This is a genomic window from Negadavirga shengliensis, from assembly GCF_042652345.1.
GTDB classification, from domain to species: Bacteria; Bacteroidota; Bacteroidia; order Cytophagales; family Cyclobacteriaceae; genus Negadavirga; species Negadavirga shengliensis.
The window spans coordinates 50474-67944 of sequence record NZ_JBHSJJ010000020.1; the positions used below are offsets into that span (position 1 = coordinate 50474).

15 protein-coding genes are annotated in these 17471 nt (G+C 44.4%); 4 read left to right on the plus strand and 11 right to left on the minus strand.

Going from position 1 to position 17471, the window contains the following annotated elements; all coding sequences use genetic code 11:
• Positions 1-317 precede the first annotated feature (317 nt).
• The 3 genes from ACFPFU_RS23175 to ACFPFU_RS23185 all read right to left on the minus strand — a co-directional run bounded on the left by ACFPFU_RS23175 (position 318) and on the right by ACFPFU_RS23185 (position 3438).
• Positions 318-1697: a 3-keto-disaccharide hydrolase gene (locus ACFPFU_RS23175; RefSeq protein WP_377068656.1), complete on the minus strand. Its 1380-nt coding sequence runs from the start codon at positions 1695-1697 to the stop codon at positions 318-320.
• A 189-nt stretch (positions 1698-1886) separates the two neighbouring features.
• Entirely contained in the window at positions 1887-2840 is a 954-nt protein-coding gene (locus ACFPFU_RS23180) for a sugar phosphate isomerase/epimerase family protein (protein WP_377068658.1), read from the minus strand.
• Positions 2841-2916: 76 nt separating this feature from the next.
• Positions 2917-3438 (minus strand): DoxX family membrane protein, encoded by a 522-nt coding sequence (locus ACFPFU_RS23185; RefSeq protein WP_377068660.1) that lies wholly within the window; start codon positions 3436-3438, stop codon positions 2917-2919.
• Positions 3439-3601: 163 nt separating this feature from the next.
• Here ACFPFU_RS23185 and ACFPFU_RS23190 point away from each other — a divergent pair, with 163 nt between their 5' ends.
• Complete coding sequence (locus ACFPFU_RS23190) at positions 3602-5275, plus strand: Na/Pi cotransporter family protein (RefSeq protein WP_377068662.1); 1674 nt, start codon at positions 3602-3604, stop codon at positions 5273-5275.
• A 35-nt stretch (positions 5276-5310) separates the two neighbouring features.
• On the opposite strand, the gene ACFPFU_RS23195 is transcribed toward ACFPFU_RS23190, so the two are convergent.
• The 4 genes from ACFPFU_RS23195 to ppgK all read right to left on the minus strand — a co-directional run bounded on the left by ACFPFU_RS23195 (position 5311) and on the right by ppgK (position 8779).
• Positions 5311-6138, minus strand: a complete 828-nt coding sequence (locus ACFPFU_RS23195) for a universal stress protein (protein WP_377068664.1) — start codon at positions 6136-6138, stop codon at positions 5311-5313.
• Between the two features lie 196 nt (positions 6139-6334).
• Positions 6335-6937 carry a 3-keto-disaccharide hydrolase gene (locus ACFPFU_RS23200; protein WP_377068666.1) on the minus strand — a complete coding sequence of 201 codons (603 nt, stop codon included), beginning with the start codon at positions 6935-6937 and terminating at the stop codon, positions 6335-6337.
• 70 nt (positions 6938-7007) lie between these two features.
• Positions 7008-8018, minus strand: coding sequence for a phosphotriesterase family protein (locus tag ACFPFU_RS23205; RefSeq protein WP_377068668.1), 1011 nt, complete (start codon positions 8016-8018; stop codon positions 7008-7010).
• 8 nt (positions 8019-8026) lie between these two features.
• Positions 8027-8779, minus strand: a complete 753-nt coding sequence (gene ppgK / locus ACFPFU_RS23210) for a polyphosphate--glucose phosphotransferase (RefSeq protein WP_377068670.1) — start codon at positions 8777-8779, stop codon at positions 8027-8029.
• Positions 8780-8958: 179 nt separating this feature from the next.
• Between ppgK and ACFPFU_RS23215 the strand changes: the two genes are divergently transcribed.
• On the plus strand, positions 8959-9831 hold the full coding sequence (locus ACFPFU_RS23215; protein ID WP_377068672.1) for a sugar phosphate isomerase/epimerase family protein: 873 nt from the start codon (positions 8959-8961) through the stop codon (positions 9829-9831).
• A 77-nt stretch (positions 9832-9908) separates the two neighbouring features.
• Here ACFPFU_RS23215 and ACFPFU_RS23220 read toward each other — a convergent pair whose 3' ends face one another.
• Together ACFPFU_RS23220 and ACFPFU_RS23225 are read right to left on the minus strand one after the other, a co-directional pair.
• Entirely contained in the window at positions 9909-10922 is a 1014-nt protein-coding gene (locus ACFPFU_RS23220; RefSeq protein WP_377068674.1) for a pirin family protein, read from the minus strand.
• A gap of 73 nt (positions 10923-10995) precedes the next feature.
• Positions 10996-11712 carry a hypothetical protein gene (locus ACFPFU_RS23225; protein ID WP_377068676.1) on the minus strand — a complete coding sequence of 239 codons (717 nt, stop codon included), beginning with the start codon at positions 11710-11712 and terminating at the stop codon, positions 10996-10998.
• A gap of 286 nt (positions 11713-11998) precedes the next feature.
• Between ACFPFU_RS23225 and rfbA the strand changes: the two genes are divergently transcribed.
• Together rfbA and ACFPFU_RS23235 are read left to right on the plus strand one after the other, a co-directional pair.
• A complete protein-coding gene (gene rfbA, locus ACFPFU_RS23230) occupies positions 11999-12856 on the plus strand; it encodes a glucose-1-phosphate thymidylyltransferase RfbA (RefSeq protein ID WP_377068678.1) in 858 nt (285 codons plus the stop codon).
• Positions 12857-13117: 261 nt separating this feature from the next.
• Positions 13118-13477 (plus strand): response regulator, encoded by a 360-nt coding sequence (locus ACFPFU_RS23235; protein WP_377068680.1) that lies wholly within the window; start codon positions 13118-13120, stop codon positions 13475-13477.
• Positions 13478-13657: 180 nt separating this feature from the next.
• Here ACFPFU_RS23235 and ACFPFU_RS23240 read toward each other — a convergent pair whose 3' ends face one another.
• Entirely contained in the window at positions 13658-15415 is a 1758-nt protein-coding gene (locus ACFPFU_RS23240) for a SulP family inorganic anion transporter (protein WP_377068682.1), read from the minus strand.
• A 227-nt stretch (positions 15416-15642) separates the two neighbouring features.
• Positions 15643-17175, minus strand: coding sequence for a Ppx/GppA phosphatase family protein (locus ACFPFU_RS23245; protein ID WP_377068684.1), 1533 nt, complete (start codon positions 17173-17175; stop codon positions 15643-15645).
• Positions 17176-17471: the final 296 nt, after the last annotated feature.

The following is a 17471-nucleotide window of genomic DNA, read 5'->3' on the forward strand; positions in this document are numbered from 1 at the left end:
GAGTAGGCGTTATTTCATCATAGGCAGTCCGTTGGCGTTTTCAATAGGCTATGCTAAGTCAGTAACCCGATAACGGGCGGTAAGAAAACAAAGCAAACTCATGAAATCGATTTCATTCTTTGCGCTGTTAAGTGGTAGTTTTCTTCTTTAATCGGTAAAATTATATCTTTTTTCAATATTAAAAATATTTTCAGGGATTTTTATCATAAAAAATTAGCAACAATTCCCATTAGTTACGCATATTTTTAAATAAAAAAGGGATTATTAGATAATCCCTTTTTTTAAATAAGTTAAATTTATGGATAAAAATATATATATTATAATTCTTTTAATTTTATACTTTTATAATGCACCTCATCGCCGTGATCCTGGAGGAGTATATGTCCCTCTTCCGCTTCACCGAAATTGTCCCATATCTTATATTTGCTGTCCGCCACCAGTTTTCTGAAGTCCTCAGATCCCCTTATGTATTCCACCACTTTCAGGCCATTGATATAATGTTCCACTTTGTTGTTGGGATAAACGACAATTCTGCCTTTATTCCATTCGCCGATGGGTCTCACGAATCTGGCTTGTTTGTCTGCTTTGATCAGGTCATACAGTGACGCCAAAGTCCGGTTCCCGTCTTTGCCTTGTTTGGCATCAGGATGTCTTTCGTCATCGAGTACCTGATATTCCAGGCCTATGGCAGAACCTTTGTTGCCCTCACTCAGGGTCACAAAATACTTGACACCGCTATTGGCTCCCTCAGTAAGTTTGAAATCAAATGCCAGATCGAAGGCACTGTATTTGTCTTGGGTAACAATATCCCCCGCATGGGTGGATTCTCCCCCTCCAGATGCCTCTATGGTAAGAACGCCGTCCCGGATGGTCCAGCCTTTTTCAGGGAAACTCTCGCTTTTGGCGCTTCTCCATCCCTCGCTGCTTTCCCCGTCAAATAACAGTTTCCAGCCCCTTTCTTTTTCATATGGCGTTAATTCATTGTCCAATGTACTTACGATAAATATATCCGACTCAAAAGGAGTGGGGCTCAGATCTTCTGTTTTGATCCGTATGTTTCGAAAATATGTTTTTTTGCCGGCATCCTCCGGATTAGGGATGCTATGAACCTGAAGACCGATAAAACCCGATCCGTCCATCTCATCTACGAGGTAGGCTACCTCCTGACCGTTGATCCAGGTTTTGAGGGTGTTTCCTATGAATTCGATCCTGTATTTGTTGTATTCACCCAATTTGAAGGCGCTTCTTGCTTCGGGATTCAAGTCAAGCGGATACAGCCATCCTCTCCGGGCTTCATCATAGATACCGCCGGACCAAGCCCTTTCTTTAGGATCGGTTTCCACCTGGTATCCGAATACCCGGCCTTTTCCATCTCGGGCACCGGGGTCATGCTGCCCCCTTACCATGACGCCTGAATTGCTGGATTCATCTTCAACTTTGATTTCAAGTTCGAGAATGAAATCCTTGTATTGTCTTTCTGTGACAAGAAAGGTATTGGGGGTGTTGGCGACCGCCCGGCCCACAATGGCGCCGTCTTCAATAACGAATTCCGCTTCGCCGTCCAGGCGTGTCCAGCCATTGAGACTCTTGCCGTCAAATAAATTGGTCCAACCGTCTTTACTTTCCACGGCGGGGCCATCACATCCTGCGATCATCCCCAATAAAAGGGAAAGCAACAATAAAGTACTTTTGTTCATTTTATTGGTTTTTTAGTTATTAATATTTTGTTTTTTATGTAATTACCGGTCGTAAATTTCTATAAAACGGGAATTTGGTATAAAGGTAAGCATTAACAGCGGATAACGGAAAAAAGTAAGCAATCGATTGCACAATATTTCAGACCCGCCGCCGGCAAGGCGATTAAGAACCAAAGCGACCTGCCCTTGTCAGCCAATAATTTCCATTAAAAGCTTTTTGGTGGCATGGATTCCCTCTTCCGCATTCATTTTGGCATATCCGCCTCCCCATTCGATCCCTACATAGCCTTCAAATCCAAAAGCGCCGACGATGTTCATCATTTTTGGGAAGTCTATCGTGGTATCCTGGCCATTGGGGCCGATACCCATGGATTTGGCACTTACCCCCTTAGCATAGGGCATGAGTTGGGCCATTCCTACCAGAGGGTCATAAAAAATGCCTTTTTCCATATCTATTCCAAAATTTCCAAAATCCGGCAAAGTGCCACAGTAATCATGGTCGACGGCCCTCATCACCTCAGCCAGCCATCTCCCGTTGCTGGAAAATCCCCCATGGTTTTCTACCACAATGCTGATGTCATTTTTCTGTCCGTAATCCACCAATTGGGACAAGCCGTCTGCAAAATAGTTTTTGGCATCCTGGTAATTGGCGTCACGATAGCCAGAGGCATTGACCCTGATTGCATGGCAGCCCAGGTATTTGGCGGCGTCCACCCATTTATGATGGTTTTGGGCAGCCTTTTTTCTCTCATCCGATTTCGGGCTGGCCAGGGCGCCCTCAGTTCCCCACATATCCACCATGATAAGGACATTTCTGACCCCATGATCATCGCTTCTTTGCTTGAGTTCTCTGAGGTAATTTTGGTCGGTTTCCCTTCCTTTGAAAAAACTGCTTACGTATTCCACGGCCTCAATGCCGAATTCTTTCTTGGAAGTTTCGGGAAATTCGAGATTGCTGATTTTTTCCGAATTCAACCAGTCCCGTAAGGACCATTCAGCGAGCGACAGCTTATAGGGAGAGGTTTTCGCGGTTGTTTGTTTATATGGCGCTGCACTTGATGAAGTAGCAGTGGCTCCCGAGAGAATAGCCAGTCCGAGTCCTGCTTTGACAGAATCTTTAAAAAACTTTCTTCTTTGGGTCATGGTAAAGATAATTAAAGGTTGTGAAAATATTTTCAAACCGAAATTAGGAAAGAATTACCAAAGAACCGCTAATAATTTACTTGGTAGGTTGGTCTTTTAGTCCTCCGGTAGGCCTTTTTTCCAGAAAGCCCCCCATCACCAAGCCAGCTCCTATCAATACCAGATTTTTAAAGATGTACTGACCTTCCAAGGTAGGTACAAACGGTATTATTTCAAAAACCTGATCGGGAAAGAGAAACACCGGAAGGAATGTGCCTGGCAACTGAAGAAACAAAAGCAGCAGGGTCAGTCTCATGAATTTTCCAAATAAAAGTCCCAAGCCGATGAGCACTTCCCAAATTGCCAAACCCGTATTGATCTGGGATGACGAGAAGAGACCAAATGTAATCATAGAAATCGTGGCTTCGGCTAAATCTTCCGCAGGACTCAGGTCCGGAAAAAATTTAAGAGCCCCGAACCACAGGAAAATGATGCCGATGCTGATCCTTAAGACAAACAGCCCATTGGCTTTCATCCAGGATACCATTTTTCTGTCTATTTTCCGATAGGTGCTGGACTGTTTTATCTCTTCATCTACCTTTGTTGTTTTTTCACTCATCTGAACGCTCCGTGAAGTTAATGGATGATAAAAAACATTCAGCAATATTTATTCCTAAATTTGAAGTGTATGTTTGTTATTACGGGTGACCCGGGATTAGGGTATGAGCTATGGTTTTAATTCTTTATAAAATTAGACCGGCAATATAGCTGTGGTGAGCTTGATGGCGGTTTTGTTGCAGATGATGGAGGAATCGTTTGATTTTTGGAAATTCCTGGCAGGAATTGGTATTTTCCTTTGGGGGATGAATCAATTGGAGTTTGCCCTAAGGGAACTGGCGGGTAAATCCTTTAAAGATTTATTGCAGCGTTTCACAGATACGGGGTGGAAAGGTATCCTTGTGGGGACGTTGATCACGGCCATACTCCAGAGCAGTTCGTTGGTGACCTTAATGGTTTTGGCTTTTTTAGGAGGGGGGATGATCAGTCTGAGAAATTCCCTTGGAGTGGTTTTGGGTGCAAACCTGGGAACTACTTTTACGGCCTGGATCGTAGCCACGTTGGGTTTTAAAATAAGCGTTGCGGACTTTGCTTTTCCCTTTCTGGCTTTGGGAACTTTGACGTACCTGTTTATGTCCAGCCGCCCGTTTCTTAAAAATTCAGGTATTTTTTTAGTAGGATTCGGGTTACTGTTCCTGGGCTTGGACTTTATGAAAACCGCCATAGAGAATATAGCTGAACAAATAGACCTCCGGGATTATACCGGTTATGGGTTATGGGTGTTTTTGTTGGTTGGGATTGTGGTGACAGCCCTCATCCAATCCAGTTCGGCAATGATTGTGATTGTATTAAGTGCCCTTAACGCTGATGTGATCGAAATGAACCATGCCCTTGCGCTTACTATCGGAGCAAATATAGGGACTACTTTTACGCTGGTGATAGGCGCCATAGGGGGGACGGCTGATAAAAAAAGGCTCTCCCTGGCAAACCTGATATTCAAATCCGTAGCGGGAGTTTCCACATTTTTCCTTATCGACGAGATGATTTCACTTGCTGCCGGGGTTTTTCAGATTGCAGACCCTCTAATGGAATTGGTTTTGCTGAATACCCTGATCAATGTTTTCGGCATATTGATTTTTTATCCGTTTTTAGGAAACATGGAAAAGTGGCTTAGAAAACAATTCGGAAGTTCTGAACCGAAGGGTGTATCGGTTTTCATAAAGCATGTCAGTACCGAAATGCCTTCTGTGGCCATCCTTTCTTTTGAGAAGGAAATCGCCTTGGTTTTGGACAGGACAATGAAATTCATTAAAAAACTGATGACCAAAAGTTTTGGTCCCAAAAAAGACGCTTCGGTATGGAAGAGGATTATCTACCAACCGAAGGACCTGATGTCGGAATATGCGATGTTAAAATACCTGGAGGATGAACTGACGGAATACGGCATTCACGTCCAGGAAGAGAATTTGAGAGCGGAAGAGGCAGAAAGCCTGATGCTGATGATGAGGGCACTCCGTTCAATGGTATATGGTGCCAAGGAATTCAAAGATATCATCCATAATATAAAAGAAATGGAAGCATCAGAGGATCCTTTGGTCAGTGAATTGTTGCAGAACCTCAAGGAAACCGTCATTGCGTGCCTGAGTCAGTTGAAAACCTATCATGAAGGGGATCGTTATGAGGATAATTTATTGGTGGAAGAAAAGCCGAGCGTGCGCTTCGGATATTTTGAAATCATCCATTCTTTATACCAAAAGCTGAAATTTCATAAACCTGATGTGCCCATCTCCACCTTGACCAATGTGATCAGGCAGGTGTTTTCAGGTTTGGACCATATGGGGGATGCCGTGATATACCTCCACAGGATTCACGAAGGAAAAAAACCAAGGCCGGCTTGAGCTTCCGTCAAGAGGCTTTGGTTTTTTCCGTTTGGTCATTCAAATTTCACACTCAAAACCGGGATCTCGGTCTTGTACAATACCGTTTCCGTAACACCTATTTGATAGCTTGAATTGGATTTACGGGTGTTGGAGGCGATCCCGATCAAGCCTGCTTTCTGATTTTCCGAGAAATCGATTATCCCTTTTTCCGCTTCGTCATGATTATAAATATGCCTGTGGATAATCAGGTCCTCATTACCAGAACCGTATTTACGCATCAATTCTTCAGCTTTGCCGCTGTTGGTGAACTTCGATGGTGTATTGATATAAAGGAAATAGACGGAGGCTCCCAGGGATTTTATCAAAGGTTTCATCCTGACGAAAGCAGGCCTGCTGTCCTCGTTGAACAGGGAGGCGAAGACCATTTTTTTCATGGCCCTTCTATCCACCACTCTTTTTACTGCCAATACCGGGGAATCGGCGAACCGAAGGACTTTTTGCATGGTCGAGCCTATGAATTTGCCTTCTTCGTAGCCCCTGCCGTAAGCACCGATAATGATAAGGTCTGCCATTTGTTTTTTTGCGGTTTCTGCTATACAATGCGCGGGAATTCCTACCTCTACCACTGCCTCTACGGGATTATGTTTCACCTTATGGTCTATGATGAAGGCCTTTAGTTTATCAATTGCCTCTGATTGCCTGTCGAGGATTTCCTGATGCCTGGCTTTTTCTTTCTCGGATAGGTTTTTCCAATCTACTGTGGTATTGACCACATTGATACAGGTTATGGAGGCATCCCCTTTGGCTGCAATCTTTACCGCACTTAAAAAGGCTTTTTCTGAATAAGGGGAAAAGTCGATGGGAACAACAATTCTTTTCATGTTTTTCTCGGGTTTTGTTTTGGTATACCCCAAAATAACAAAATACAGCTGATTATAAACATGACGAATGTCATTCAGGAACTTGACACTTTTCCACCCAGTGTCCTGTCAATCATGATATTTCAGGTTATATCCGGATTCTATTATAATTGATCATAGAGAAAAGATCGCGGACTGCTTTTTCGTGATCAATAACTCAGAGATTGCCTATTTTGATGTTTTTGAACTGAATACTCATCTCATTATTCGGATGAAGCTGTAGGCCAACCGGGCCCTTTTCCGGCATGTTCTCTGAAGTATAGGTCATCACTTCTTTTCCGTTGAGCCAGACGGTGTAGGTTTCGTCCACCAATTTTATCCTCATGGTGTTCCAGTCATCATTTTTTAACAGGGCTGGCACCCCTTCGGCTTCTACGGGATAGGCTTTGCCCGGGATGTAGGGGGAAGCTGTCATATCCCGCTTCAGCGAACCTGAGATCCCTATTTGTATCTGGTCTTTTTCAGATCTCAAAAACACGCCCGAATCTACCACGCCATCACCCATTAGAAAATCAAGCTCTACTATAAAATCTTTGTATTTCTTTTTTGTCCATAAGGTGGAACCTGTTTTGGTGGGGTCATTTTTTACGGACAGCAGCCCGTCCTCTACCTTCCACCAGATGTTTTCAGCAGGCTCTACCGTCCATCCTTTGAGGTTTTTGCCGTTAAAAATGCTTTTCATTTTCACCTCTTGGGCAAACAGCAGGGAAAGGCTGAAAAACATCAGTAAAAAAACGGGTATCATTTTGTTGATTTTCATGGGTTGGTCATTTAGGTAATTTGAGTCGTTTGTATATTTATTTGATTTGTTCAGGAACGGTTAAAGGGTATTAAGAAGTGCTTCTGACGCGAACAGCAAATGCCTTGGCAGGATTTTTTTCCAATAATTGCCTGATGTCTGCCTCTTCCCATCCATTTTCCAGCAGCAGGGGAATAAATTTTCGGGTTATGGTACTGAATGGCCGGAAATCTCCTCCGCTTTCTTCCCCTGGAGAGTACCAACCGGCATCATGTGAAATAAGCATTTTGTGGGTCAATCCATTCTGCTTAAGGTGTTGGGCCATTTCCAAATATTCATGCAGGTTATCTTCGTTGATGCCATCAAGGCTGATCCACACGCCTTTCCCCGCCATCTCGGTGTGTTTGCTATAATCTTTTTCCGCCTGTGCATGCACCCAAATAAAAGCCTCGGGAGACACTCCTTCTTCCAAAAGAACCTGAATCTGCTGTTTTGCAGGCAAATAGGGACCTGTATGGGATGCGATCACCAACCCGGTCCGGAGATGAGTCAGGGCAGCTGCCCGTATGAGTTTTTGATGGATTTCAGACAGAGGGCCATTATTCACTCCTATTTTGATAAAACCCGGACGTATTTCTGTGCCTTCTATTCCGTGTTTCCATTCTGAAACCCATCTTTCCGCCAGCTGTTCTACGGATTCAGAAAAGGCATGCGCCGGAAGGTACTTATTGTCTACCGCCCCATAGTAGCCGGTATTGGTAAGGATATGCAGGCCTGCTTTATCAGATAACTCATACAACAACAAGGGATCCCTTCCCAGATAAGCGGGGGTACAATCAATCAGGCTATTGATGGAGAGGTCCTTAGCCTCCTTTAAATAAGGGAGCGTTACTTCTGCTACTTCGGACGAGTTCCAGCGGGCCCGTTTGATCTCACTGGCCCCGATAAAGTCTACCAGGATGTGCTCATGGATCAAGGTAGTTCCCAATTGTTCCGGGAGAATACTGCCTTTTACCGTCATGATCATATTTTCCTGGCTCCAGGATTTGTTCAGGGGAATGATGAACAACAAAAGACCGAATACCCAAAAGTGCCTGCCCATTTTTAAGATCAAATTTGGACTACAGGCCATTCTTTGGCTGCCACCGCTGCGCCGATGATTCCGGCATCATTTCCTTTTTCCGCAGCAATGACAGGCACGTCAATGGTGATGGTATCGATAAACTTGTCCATTTTTTTGCTGGCACCCCCACCCAGGATGAATAAATCGGGAGACAAAATGCGGACCGTATGTTTCAGGAATTTATTAAAACGCTTCCCCCAGCTTTTATAGCTAAGGTTCTCTTTTTTTCTCGCAGAATCCGCAGCAAAATATTCAATGATCTCACCGTTTTTGTAGAAGATCCTTCCCAATTCAAAGTTGGGAATCAATTTGCCATCGTAAAAAACACCGGTACCCAATCCGGTGCCAATGGTTACCGTGATGACAAGCCCTGTTTTCCCCACCCCGGCACCGAAACTCATTTCTGCCAAACCCGCCGCATCCGCATCATTGATGACAGTGACGGGTAGTCCTGTCCGCTCCTGTAAGAGTTTGTCCACGGCTACTCCCACCCAGCTTTTATGGATGTTGCTTTTGGTCATCGATATCCCGTTGTTTACCACGGTAGGAAAACCGCAACCTATTGGGCCTTTCCAGTTAAAATGGTCAACGATGGATTGGACAGCGTCGGCTACACCATCAGGTTTGGTAGGTTTAGGGGTGGGCACCCTGAACCTTTCTGCAGTCAGTTCACCGGTTTCAATATCTACCGGAGCACCTTTGATGCCCGATCCTCCAATATCAATCCCTAATACTTCCATCAAACAAAGCTTTTTAAATTTGTGACTGTATTTTTTCAGCTTTCCAAGTTAAAAAAAATTACGCTTTTTATCCCTAATGAGCAGTTTAAATATAAAAGGCCTTATTTTTATATACCGAACGCGGATGCCAACAGGGAGCGTCCCGACAACTAATAAAACCTATTAAAAACAATAAATCCATGACAAATCTACAACAAAGAAGAGATTTCCTTAAAAAAGCTTCCTTACTGACGATGGGGGGTGTTTTGAGCCATAGCTGGCTTGACGCTGCCGACAAGCCCGGCAAAAACATAGGGTTACAACTGTATTCGTTAAGAGAGGATATCAATGATAACGTGGTACCTGTGCTCCAAAAAGTGTCAGAGATCGGCTACCGGAACCTGGAAGCAGCCAATTACCAGGACGGTAAGATTTACGGTAAAACACCTGCGGAAATGAAAAAAATCGTTTCTGACCTTGGCATGACCATGCAGAGTGCCCATGTGGGCGGCCCGCGGGATTATTCAAAAGACAGCCATGAGGAAGCCATGGACTGGTGGAAAAAGGCCGCTGAAGACCATGCCGCGGTGGGGGCCACTTATCTGATCAAGCCTTCCATGCCCATCCCTTCCACTTTGGATGAATTACGGGTGTGGTGTGACTACTATAACCACATCGGAAAAATAGCGCAGTCGAACGGATTGGTCTTTGGGTTTCACAACCATTCCAGGGAATTTGAGAAAATCGAAGGGAAAGTGATGTATGACTTTATGCTTGAAAACACTGATCCCGCTCTTTTTTGCATGGAGTTGGATGTCTACTGGGCCAAAAAAGGCGGCTACGACCCGGTTGACTATCTAAAAAAATATAAGGGGCGTTTTCCGCTTTTGCATATTAAAGATGAAAAAGAAATCGGCCAGAGCGGGGATATGGATTTCAAACCTATTTTCAAGGCGGCTTATGCCCAAGGGATGAAAGGGTATTTTGTTGAGGTGGAGCGGTATGACTATGAACCCATTGTGAGCGTGGAAAAAAGCTTTGACTTTTTGGCCAGGGCTTCCTATGTGAAATAAGGCATTCTTAAGATAATAAAAGAGGCTGTATGGGGAGAAATGGAATCCACTCCCTGCACAGCCTCTTTTCCTTGGACTTATTTGATTTCCTCTCTTCCATCCGCGTGAACAGCGAACCGCCCCTTTTCTTTTGGATGGGTGTGTTCAGTGCTTGGCCAAGGCCATCCGCCGAACTGCGTCCTTTGGTATTGATAAACAGCCTCCTGTATTTCCTGGTTGCTGTTCATGACAAAGGGGCCATGTTGGACCACCGGCTCGTTCAAGGGTTTTCCCTGTAGGAAAAGAAGCGCGGAAGGGGTGTCACCATTGGTATAGGTAAATGGCGCTCCCGGTTTCAGATCCAAAGAATGGCCGGCATCTATTATTTGATCTTCTATAGCTATTGTGCCTCCTTTATAAAAAAAGAGACTTCTGTTGGTCTCGCCGGAAACAGCGGGCAAAGTGAATTTGCTTCCGGGTTCCATATGGATGAGCCAGATAGCCACTTCATGGTCAGGATCTGCCGCATAGGAGTCCGGGGCCGGAGCCGGAGAATGTTTTTTACCCAGGCTCCCACTTATTATTTTTATTCTGGTGATACGGCCGTTTTCATCCTTTTCCTCTACAAGGGGGATGTCCTCGTTCCACATCATCTTAAAATGGGCGGGGACGTTTTTCTTGGCCTTCGGAAGGTTAAGCCAGATTTGGAAAAGTAACAATTCGTTCTTTTCGTCGTCTTTAAGCAGAGGGAACATTTCAGAATGCATCACACCTCCGCCGGCTGTCATCCATTGCACATCACCGTTGCCAAAACGGCCCGCTGCGCCCAGGGAGTCAGAATGGTCTACCAACCCCCGTTCTACCAAGGTCACTGTTTCGAAACCCTTGTGGGGATGGGCGGGGAAACCGGGAACTTTAGAGCCATGGTACATCCGCCAGCCGTCCTTCTGGACAAAGTCCTGACCGATAGTTCGGCCGGACAGAGATGCATCCGGGCCCATATCGCCGTTTCCTTTTGGGAAGATGTCATGGTGGTAAGCACAAAATAAAAACGGGTCTTGGGTTTGCCAATGAAAACCCAAGGGCCTTATGGTTTTGATAAGTGTCTTCATAATGAGTTAAATGTATATACATCAATTAAGCCGTTTTTCTGCCAAAAAGTTCCCTTGAGGCGGGTGGGGCGGATCAATGCATGGATTTTCTGGACAAAATATATCTTCTGTAAATTATCTGGCCGTTTAACAGATGATCATTGAACCTGTTAAACCCTTCATTTCCATCCAAATGATCGGAAAAAGTGAACATCAAGCTTCCTTCGATGGCGATATCGGAATAAATGTCCAACCGATAACTGATACCGCCTCTTACGGGGATATAGGCTGCAAAATGATCGTGCGAGGTAGTCACCCGGTTTTCGTTTTCCAGTCTGGTCTCATTGCTGAAGTTTATCAGGACTCCCAACCCTGTGCCCATGTACAAGTTGAAATCTTTCCTATCGGTATGGCTGTTGCTTTTGAATAAATTGACGGTCGGCATGAGGTCCATATAGAACACATTGCCCCTGCTTTCCACAGCTTGGCCCCACTCTTTCCAAAGGTTGACGACATTCGGGTTGAAATAATCTATATCCTGGCTTTGAAAATTCTGATATCCCATATAGGTCTTCAGATCTACCAGTCTGCTTATTTTTCTGCCCACAGCACCTGATAAAGAGGGCCTGACTTTAACGTTAAACATCCGTATGCTCCCTCCATTATCAGCATACATAGTGCCCAATCCAATGCCTCCCTGGTAATAATAGTTTCTGGGTATCTTTTCTTTGTAAAAATCTTGGGCAGACAGTTGATAGGAAACAAGGAACAGGGTGATAGTAAGGCCGATATATGAGAACAGGGATTTCATTGCAGGGGAATTTTGGAAGGGTATTTGGTAGTCGTAGGGTATTATAAAACGGCAAATCGGATAAACCTATATGTTTTTTGACCGACGTGGGATCAAAAAACACACTTTTTTGACGTTCATTGTTTAGACATGAGTTATTGTTTATAACTTTGGCTAAATTAATCTCTAATTATGCTTTGGTCATTATTACAATGATTGGACCAAAATTAATCTGAGTCTGATGAATCATTTTTGAAAGCCGTTTTAAGTTGTTGTTTAATAGTATTCTTCTAAAAACCTGACATTGATGAAAGGAATTATCCTGGCGGGAGGGTCTGGCACCAGACTGTATCCCCTTACTATCGCTGTGAGCAAGCAATTGATGCCCGTATATGACAAACCCATGATATACTATCCCTTATCTGTACTGATGATGGCGGGGATCAGGGATATTTTAATTATAACCACCCCCGAAGACAATGCGTCTTTTCAGAAATTACTGGGGGATGGCAGCCAACTGGGCTGTCGTTTTTCTTTTGCCATTCAGCCGAAACCCGAAGGCCTGGCTCAGGCTTTTATCATCGGTGAGGATTTTATCGGTTCTGACAAAGTGGCCCTGATTCTGGGCGACAATATATTTTATGGCAGCGGGCTTCACCAGACCCTGAAAGCCCATACAGATCCTGATGGGGGCGTGGTTTTTGCTTACCATGTCAACGATCCCCAGCGCTATGGGGTGGTGGAATTTGATGAAAACAATAAAGTGATCAGTATTGAAGAAAAGCCTTCCATGCCAAAATCAAATTTTGCGGTCCCTGGGTTGTATTTTTATGATAATCAGGTGGTGGAGATTGCTAAGAACATCAGGCCCAGCGACAGGGGGGAACTGGAGATTACCGATGTAAACAACGTCTATTTGAAGAAGGGGAAATTAAACGTAGGCATCCTTAACCGCGGCACGGCCTGGCTTGATACAGGTACCCACCAGTCACTGCTTCAGGCAGCGCAATTTGTGGAGGTGATTGAAGAGAGACAGGGACTAAAAATCGGATGTATTGAGGAAATCGCCTATAGAAACGGATTCATTAGCAAAACCCGCTTGTTGGAGCTGGCCGGTTCTTTGGGAAAGAGCGGTTATGGTGATTATTTGAAACGACTGGTGTAAGCCATGGGGATAAACTAAGGTATAATGGAGCTTTTGGGATCCTTTTTAGAGGGTTTCGGTATTTATAAAAGCTTTTGTTGCATTCTTTTCAGTAAGCATCGGCAAAAAAGCAATTTCTTGGTTTATTTTTAAAATACAAAAATATAGATATGAAAAGCAAAAAAAATGGTAAAAAAATAAGCAAATTGTTTGTGCGTATGCGAACTTTTGTTAATTTTGTATAGCTTATAATGTTTTTTAAAACTATAAAATTGTAGGTAAATGGTAAATATAGTTTTGGTTGACGATGATGATGTCAGTAATTTTGTAACTGAAAAATTTATTTACAAAAGTTTTAAGGGCCCCTGCAGGGTTTTTAAATTTTCGAGCGCCACCGAAGCGCTGAAAGAAGTGGGTAAGATCAAACCTAATTATCTTTTTGTCGACCTTGTCATGCCTCAAATGACGGGTTGGGATTTTTTGGAAAGACTGGGCGAAGCCAACATCAATTCGGAGGTTTATATTTTGAGCGGATCTGTGGATGAGATGGACTACGACAAAGTAGCCAATTACAAAACAGTGAGGAAATTTTTGACCAAGTTTTCGGTCAGGGAAAGTCTTCCTGAGATTTTCAGGAATTGAAATTTTTGTAGGGTTTAAGATTGATTTTTGATTAAAGCAAATTGGCCCCAAATTTTTTTGGGGCCAATTTCATTACCGGGGATTTGGCGTAAACTGCATTTTGAGAATTTCTAAAGACAAAATATCCACGAAAATTAGTATAATCAGCGGACAAAACCGCCACTCTTCATCACGTTCCCACTATATCCGCGATTTATCGATTTTTTTATCCGAATTACTTTGCAGCGCATACGGCGCGTATTTCTGAATGCTTTCCTGATCCAATTTTTGGTCAAAAAAGGCCACGGCTGTCTGGTCATCCATAAATACGTGGTCACTTCCAATACAGGAAATGAGATTCCACCTATTGAGCACATCACGGACCGGGCCTTTGGTTCCCGAAATGCAGATGTCCATTTCAAACTCCCTCCAGTTGCTTATCCATTCCGACAGTTCGTGGGCTCCTGTGCTGTCAATGCTGGTGACACTTTCGAGATTAAGGATGATCATTTTGGTTTTTCCGTTGCGATCACGTATCCATTTTTCCATCTTTTCCCGTATATATTCCACATTGGCAAAGTATATCGGACCGTCTATTCTTACCATCAACAAATCCTCCTTGACTTCCAGGTTTTTAAAGCGTTTGATGTTTCTGAAAACATTTGTGCCCGGCACCCTTCCCAGCTGGGCCATGTGGGGCCGTGAAGCCCTGTATATCACCATAAGCAGTGAAAGCGCCATTCCGGCAAGGATGCCGGTTTCAATCCCCAAGGTCAGGGTGATAAGAAACGTTGTCAATAACATCGAAAAGTCAGCCTTATCCTTGTGCCATAAATTAAGGGGTTCTTTATAATCGATCAACCCGGAAACGGCAACCAATACAACAGCCGCAAGGATGGCATTGGGCAGGTGGTAAAATAATCCGGTGAAAAAGAGCAGGGTGAGCATCACCAAAATGGCGCTGAAGACAGAAGCCAGGGTGGTTTTGGCGCCTGCCTGGTTGTTGACAGCGGTGCGGGAAAATCCGCCGGTGATCGGATAACCCTTAAAAAAGGCCGCGCCTAGATTGGCTATGCCCAGAGCGAGGAGTTCCTGGTTGGCATCTAACCGGTAGTTTTTGTGCCGGGCATGGACGGTTTTGGCGATGGCATAGCTTTCTGCAAAGCCTACCAGGGATATGGTCAAGGCAATGGGAAACAAGGTACCCCAGCCGGATAAGTCAAACGAAGGAGCGGAAAAGGAAGGGAGTCCGGAAGGGACATTTCCTACCGTTTTGACCCCAAGGGTATCCAGCCCCAATCCCCAGACCATTAATATCCCGACCGCCACGGCAGCCAAAGGGGCGGGAAAAGCCGGATGGATTCTTTTGCCATACTTTATAATAACAATCCCCATGATTCCCAGCGCCACTGTGGCCCAATGTATTCCCGAGATGTTTTCCAAAATAGCCAGCACCATGATATCAAGGTGTTCACTGTTTGGAAGACTGATTCCCAAAAGATGTTTTATCTGGCTTAGTCCAATGATAATGGCTGCGGCCGAAGTAAACCCATTGATGACAGGGTGGGAGAGGAAATTGACCACAAACCCTAACCGGAAAATGCCCATGGAAAACTGGATCAAGCCCACCAGAAAAGCCAGCGTCAGGGCGTACAACAGGTATTCCCCGGGGCCGTCCGCTCCCATACCGCTGATTCCCGCAGCGGTCAATAATGAAACCATGGCCACCGGACCCACCGCGAGCTGGCGGGAGGAACCGAACAGGGCATAAAGCATCAGGGGTATGGTGACGGCGTAAAGGCCGTGTATCGGCTCCAGTCCGGCCAGCATGGCATACGCCATGCCTTGGGGGATAAGCATGATACCGACAGTAAGCCCGGCTGAAAGATCTCCTTTCAACTGATCTTTGCCATAAGAAGGAAGCCATTGCAGGAATGGGAATAGCTTATCTGTTTTCATTATCTAACCTCATCTGATTGAAGCGGATCACCTTGAGTCAAGGGTCAATTTTCGGGTTAAGCAACCAGGCACTCTTGGGAACCGGCAGTTTCACCAACAAATAACCCTAAATATCATATTTGATTTGATATTGGTGAGCATCTGCATCTATGGTTTTTCTTCTTGCAAAATTCAATAAAAACATGCACATAAAAAGTGATAAATATCACATCAGGGCATGGTTTTTCTTAGCCGTTTTCTAGATGGATCTCCTTGTGTAGGTATTTTGCCAGCGTATTCGAATAACGTTGGGCCTCCCAGATTTCCAAATCCAGATTTTCCTGTCCGAATACCTTGATGGTCAGTTTTCCGTCCTCCGGGAGGCAATAAACATTTTGGGCCCATTGGTTTTTTGTTTTGTCCAAACCTACGGCTATCCTTAATATTCCCGATAGTAAGGATAACTGGCTACGTTGCTGTTGGCTGAGTTTCCTGAATTTTTTATGTTTTTTCTTTGGGCCACTTTTTCTGTGATACCGGGCAAGGTATCCTAGGAGGAGTACCTCTTCATTGGTGAAACCTCTCAGCAAGCTGTTTTCAATAATGTATCTGGAATGCTTGTGGTAATTTTGAAATTTGACGTAAAGTCCTACATCAAATACCAGACAGGCATGATAGAGCAGTTCCCTTTCATAATCCCCCGCATGGTGAAGGTGTTTGAGTTGATCGAACAGCTGGAGTGCTAATCTGGCTATATGTTTTTTTTCTTCCAGGTTTGCCTCATACCTCATGGCCAACAAAAAGGTGCTCCGCTCCCTGACGTTTTTTCCCAAAACAGATTCAGTTACCTGAACACCATGTTTTTCGATATGGTTGATGATCATCCCTTCCCGGAGAGATGCATCCGATATGGTGATTTCCTTGGTGCCAGCCAAATGGAGCAGTTCTACCAACAATATAGCGCCTAAGTGTATGGCATCCGTTCTGTTGCTACTGATGCCTGTGATTTCAGCCCTTTTCTCCGGAGAAAGCCTGACCAGTTTTTCCCTGAGTTTTTCGAGGTCCTTTAATGAGACGACTTCGGCATTGACGGCCTCAGGAGAGGGGTTTTTGGTTTTGGACAGACAGGCTTCCGCAAGGGTCCTTATGGTTCCTGAAGTACCGATAACGCGGTTGAAACCTGCTTCCCGGGCTTTCGTCATGTTCTTTTCCGCGGTCTGTCTGATGTGATTTACCAATTCATCCTGAGATTTTTTGTCCAATGCACCTTCATGTCCCACCCAGTCCAACAGTCTCAATACACCCAGCTTGATGCTACTGGCATAGTCAATACTGCTATCATCGCCTGTTACCGCTTCTGTACTGCCTCCGCCTATATCCAATACCAATACTTTTTCTTTTTTCAATGCGATGGCCCTTCTGACGGCCATAAAAATTAGCCTTGCTTCTTCCTTTCCCGGGATAAGCTGAGGGGAAATCCCTGTTTCTGCTATTAGCCGATCCAGAAATTCCCTGCCGTTTTTTGCCTCCCTGGTGGCACTGGTGGCTGAGGTGATGATGTCATCCACCCCATACTGGTCGGCGAGTTGAACATAGCGTTTGATGGTTTCTATGCCGGACTCGAAGGCTGTTGGACTCAGTTCTTTGGTGGCAAACACTCCGGAACCCAATTTGACCATGGTCTTTTCCTGCATAAGAATCTCAAAATTATCTTTGGCAAGCACCTTTACGATGATCATGTGGATGGAGTTGGTTCCGATATCAATTGCAGCTAAATTCATGGGGTTTTGATGATTTTAAGTAAACCTTGTTAGGACTGACTCGGACACTGTCGTAAAGAATGACCACTTCTCAAAACAGGCACCTTCAGGAATGTGGAGACCAGGTACGGTATTTGGATCAATATTGAAATACATGATAAAAAGTGAAGTTTGAAACCATATCTTTATAATTATAATAAAAAAAAATAAAAGTAGGTGCGAAACCCCGTCTTTTATAGAATTTTGAATAATGAAACCTATCTTCTGTAACCATTCTCACAGACTGGGACCGGACGGCATATTAGTTTTGTGTATGA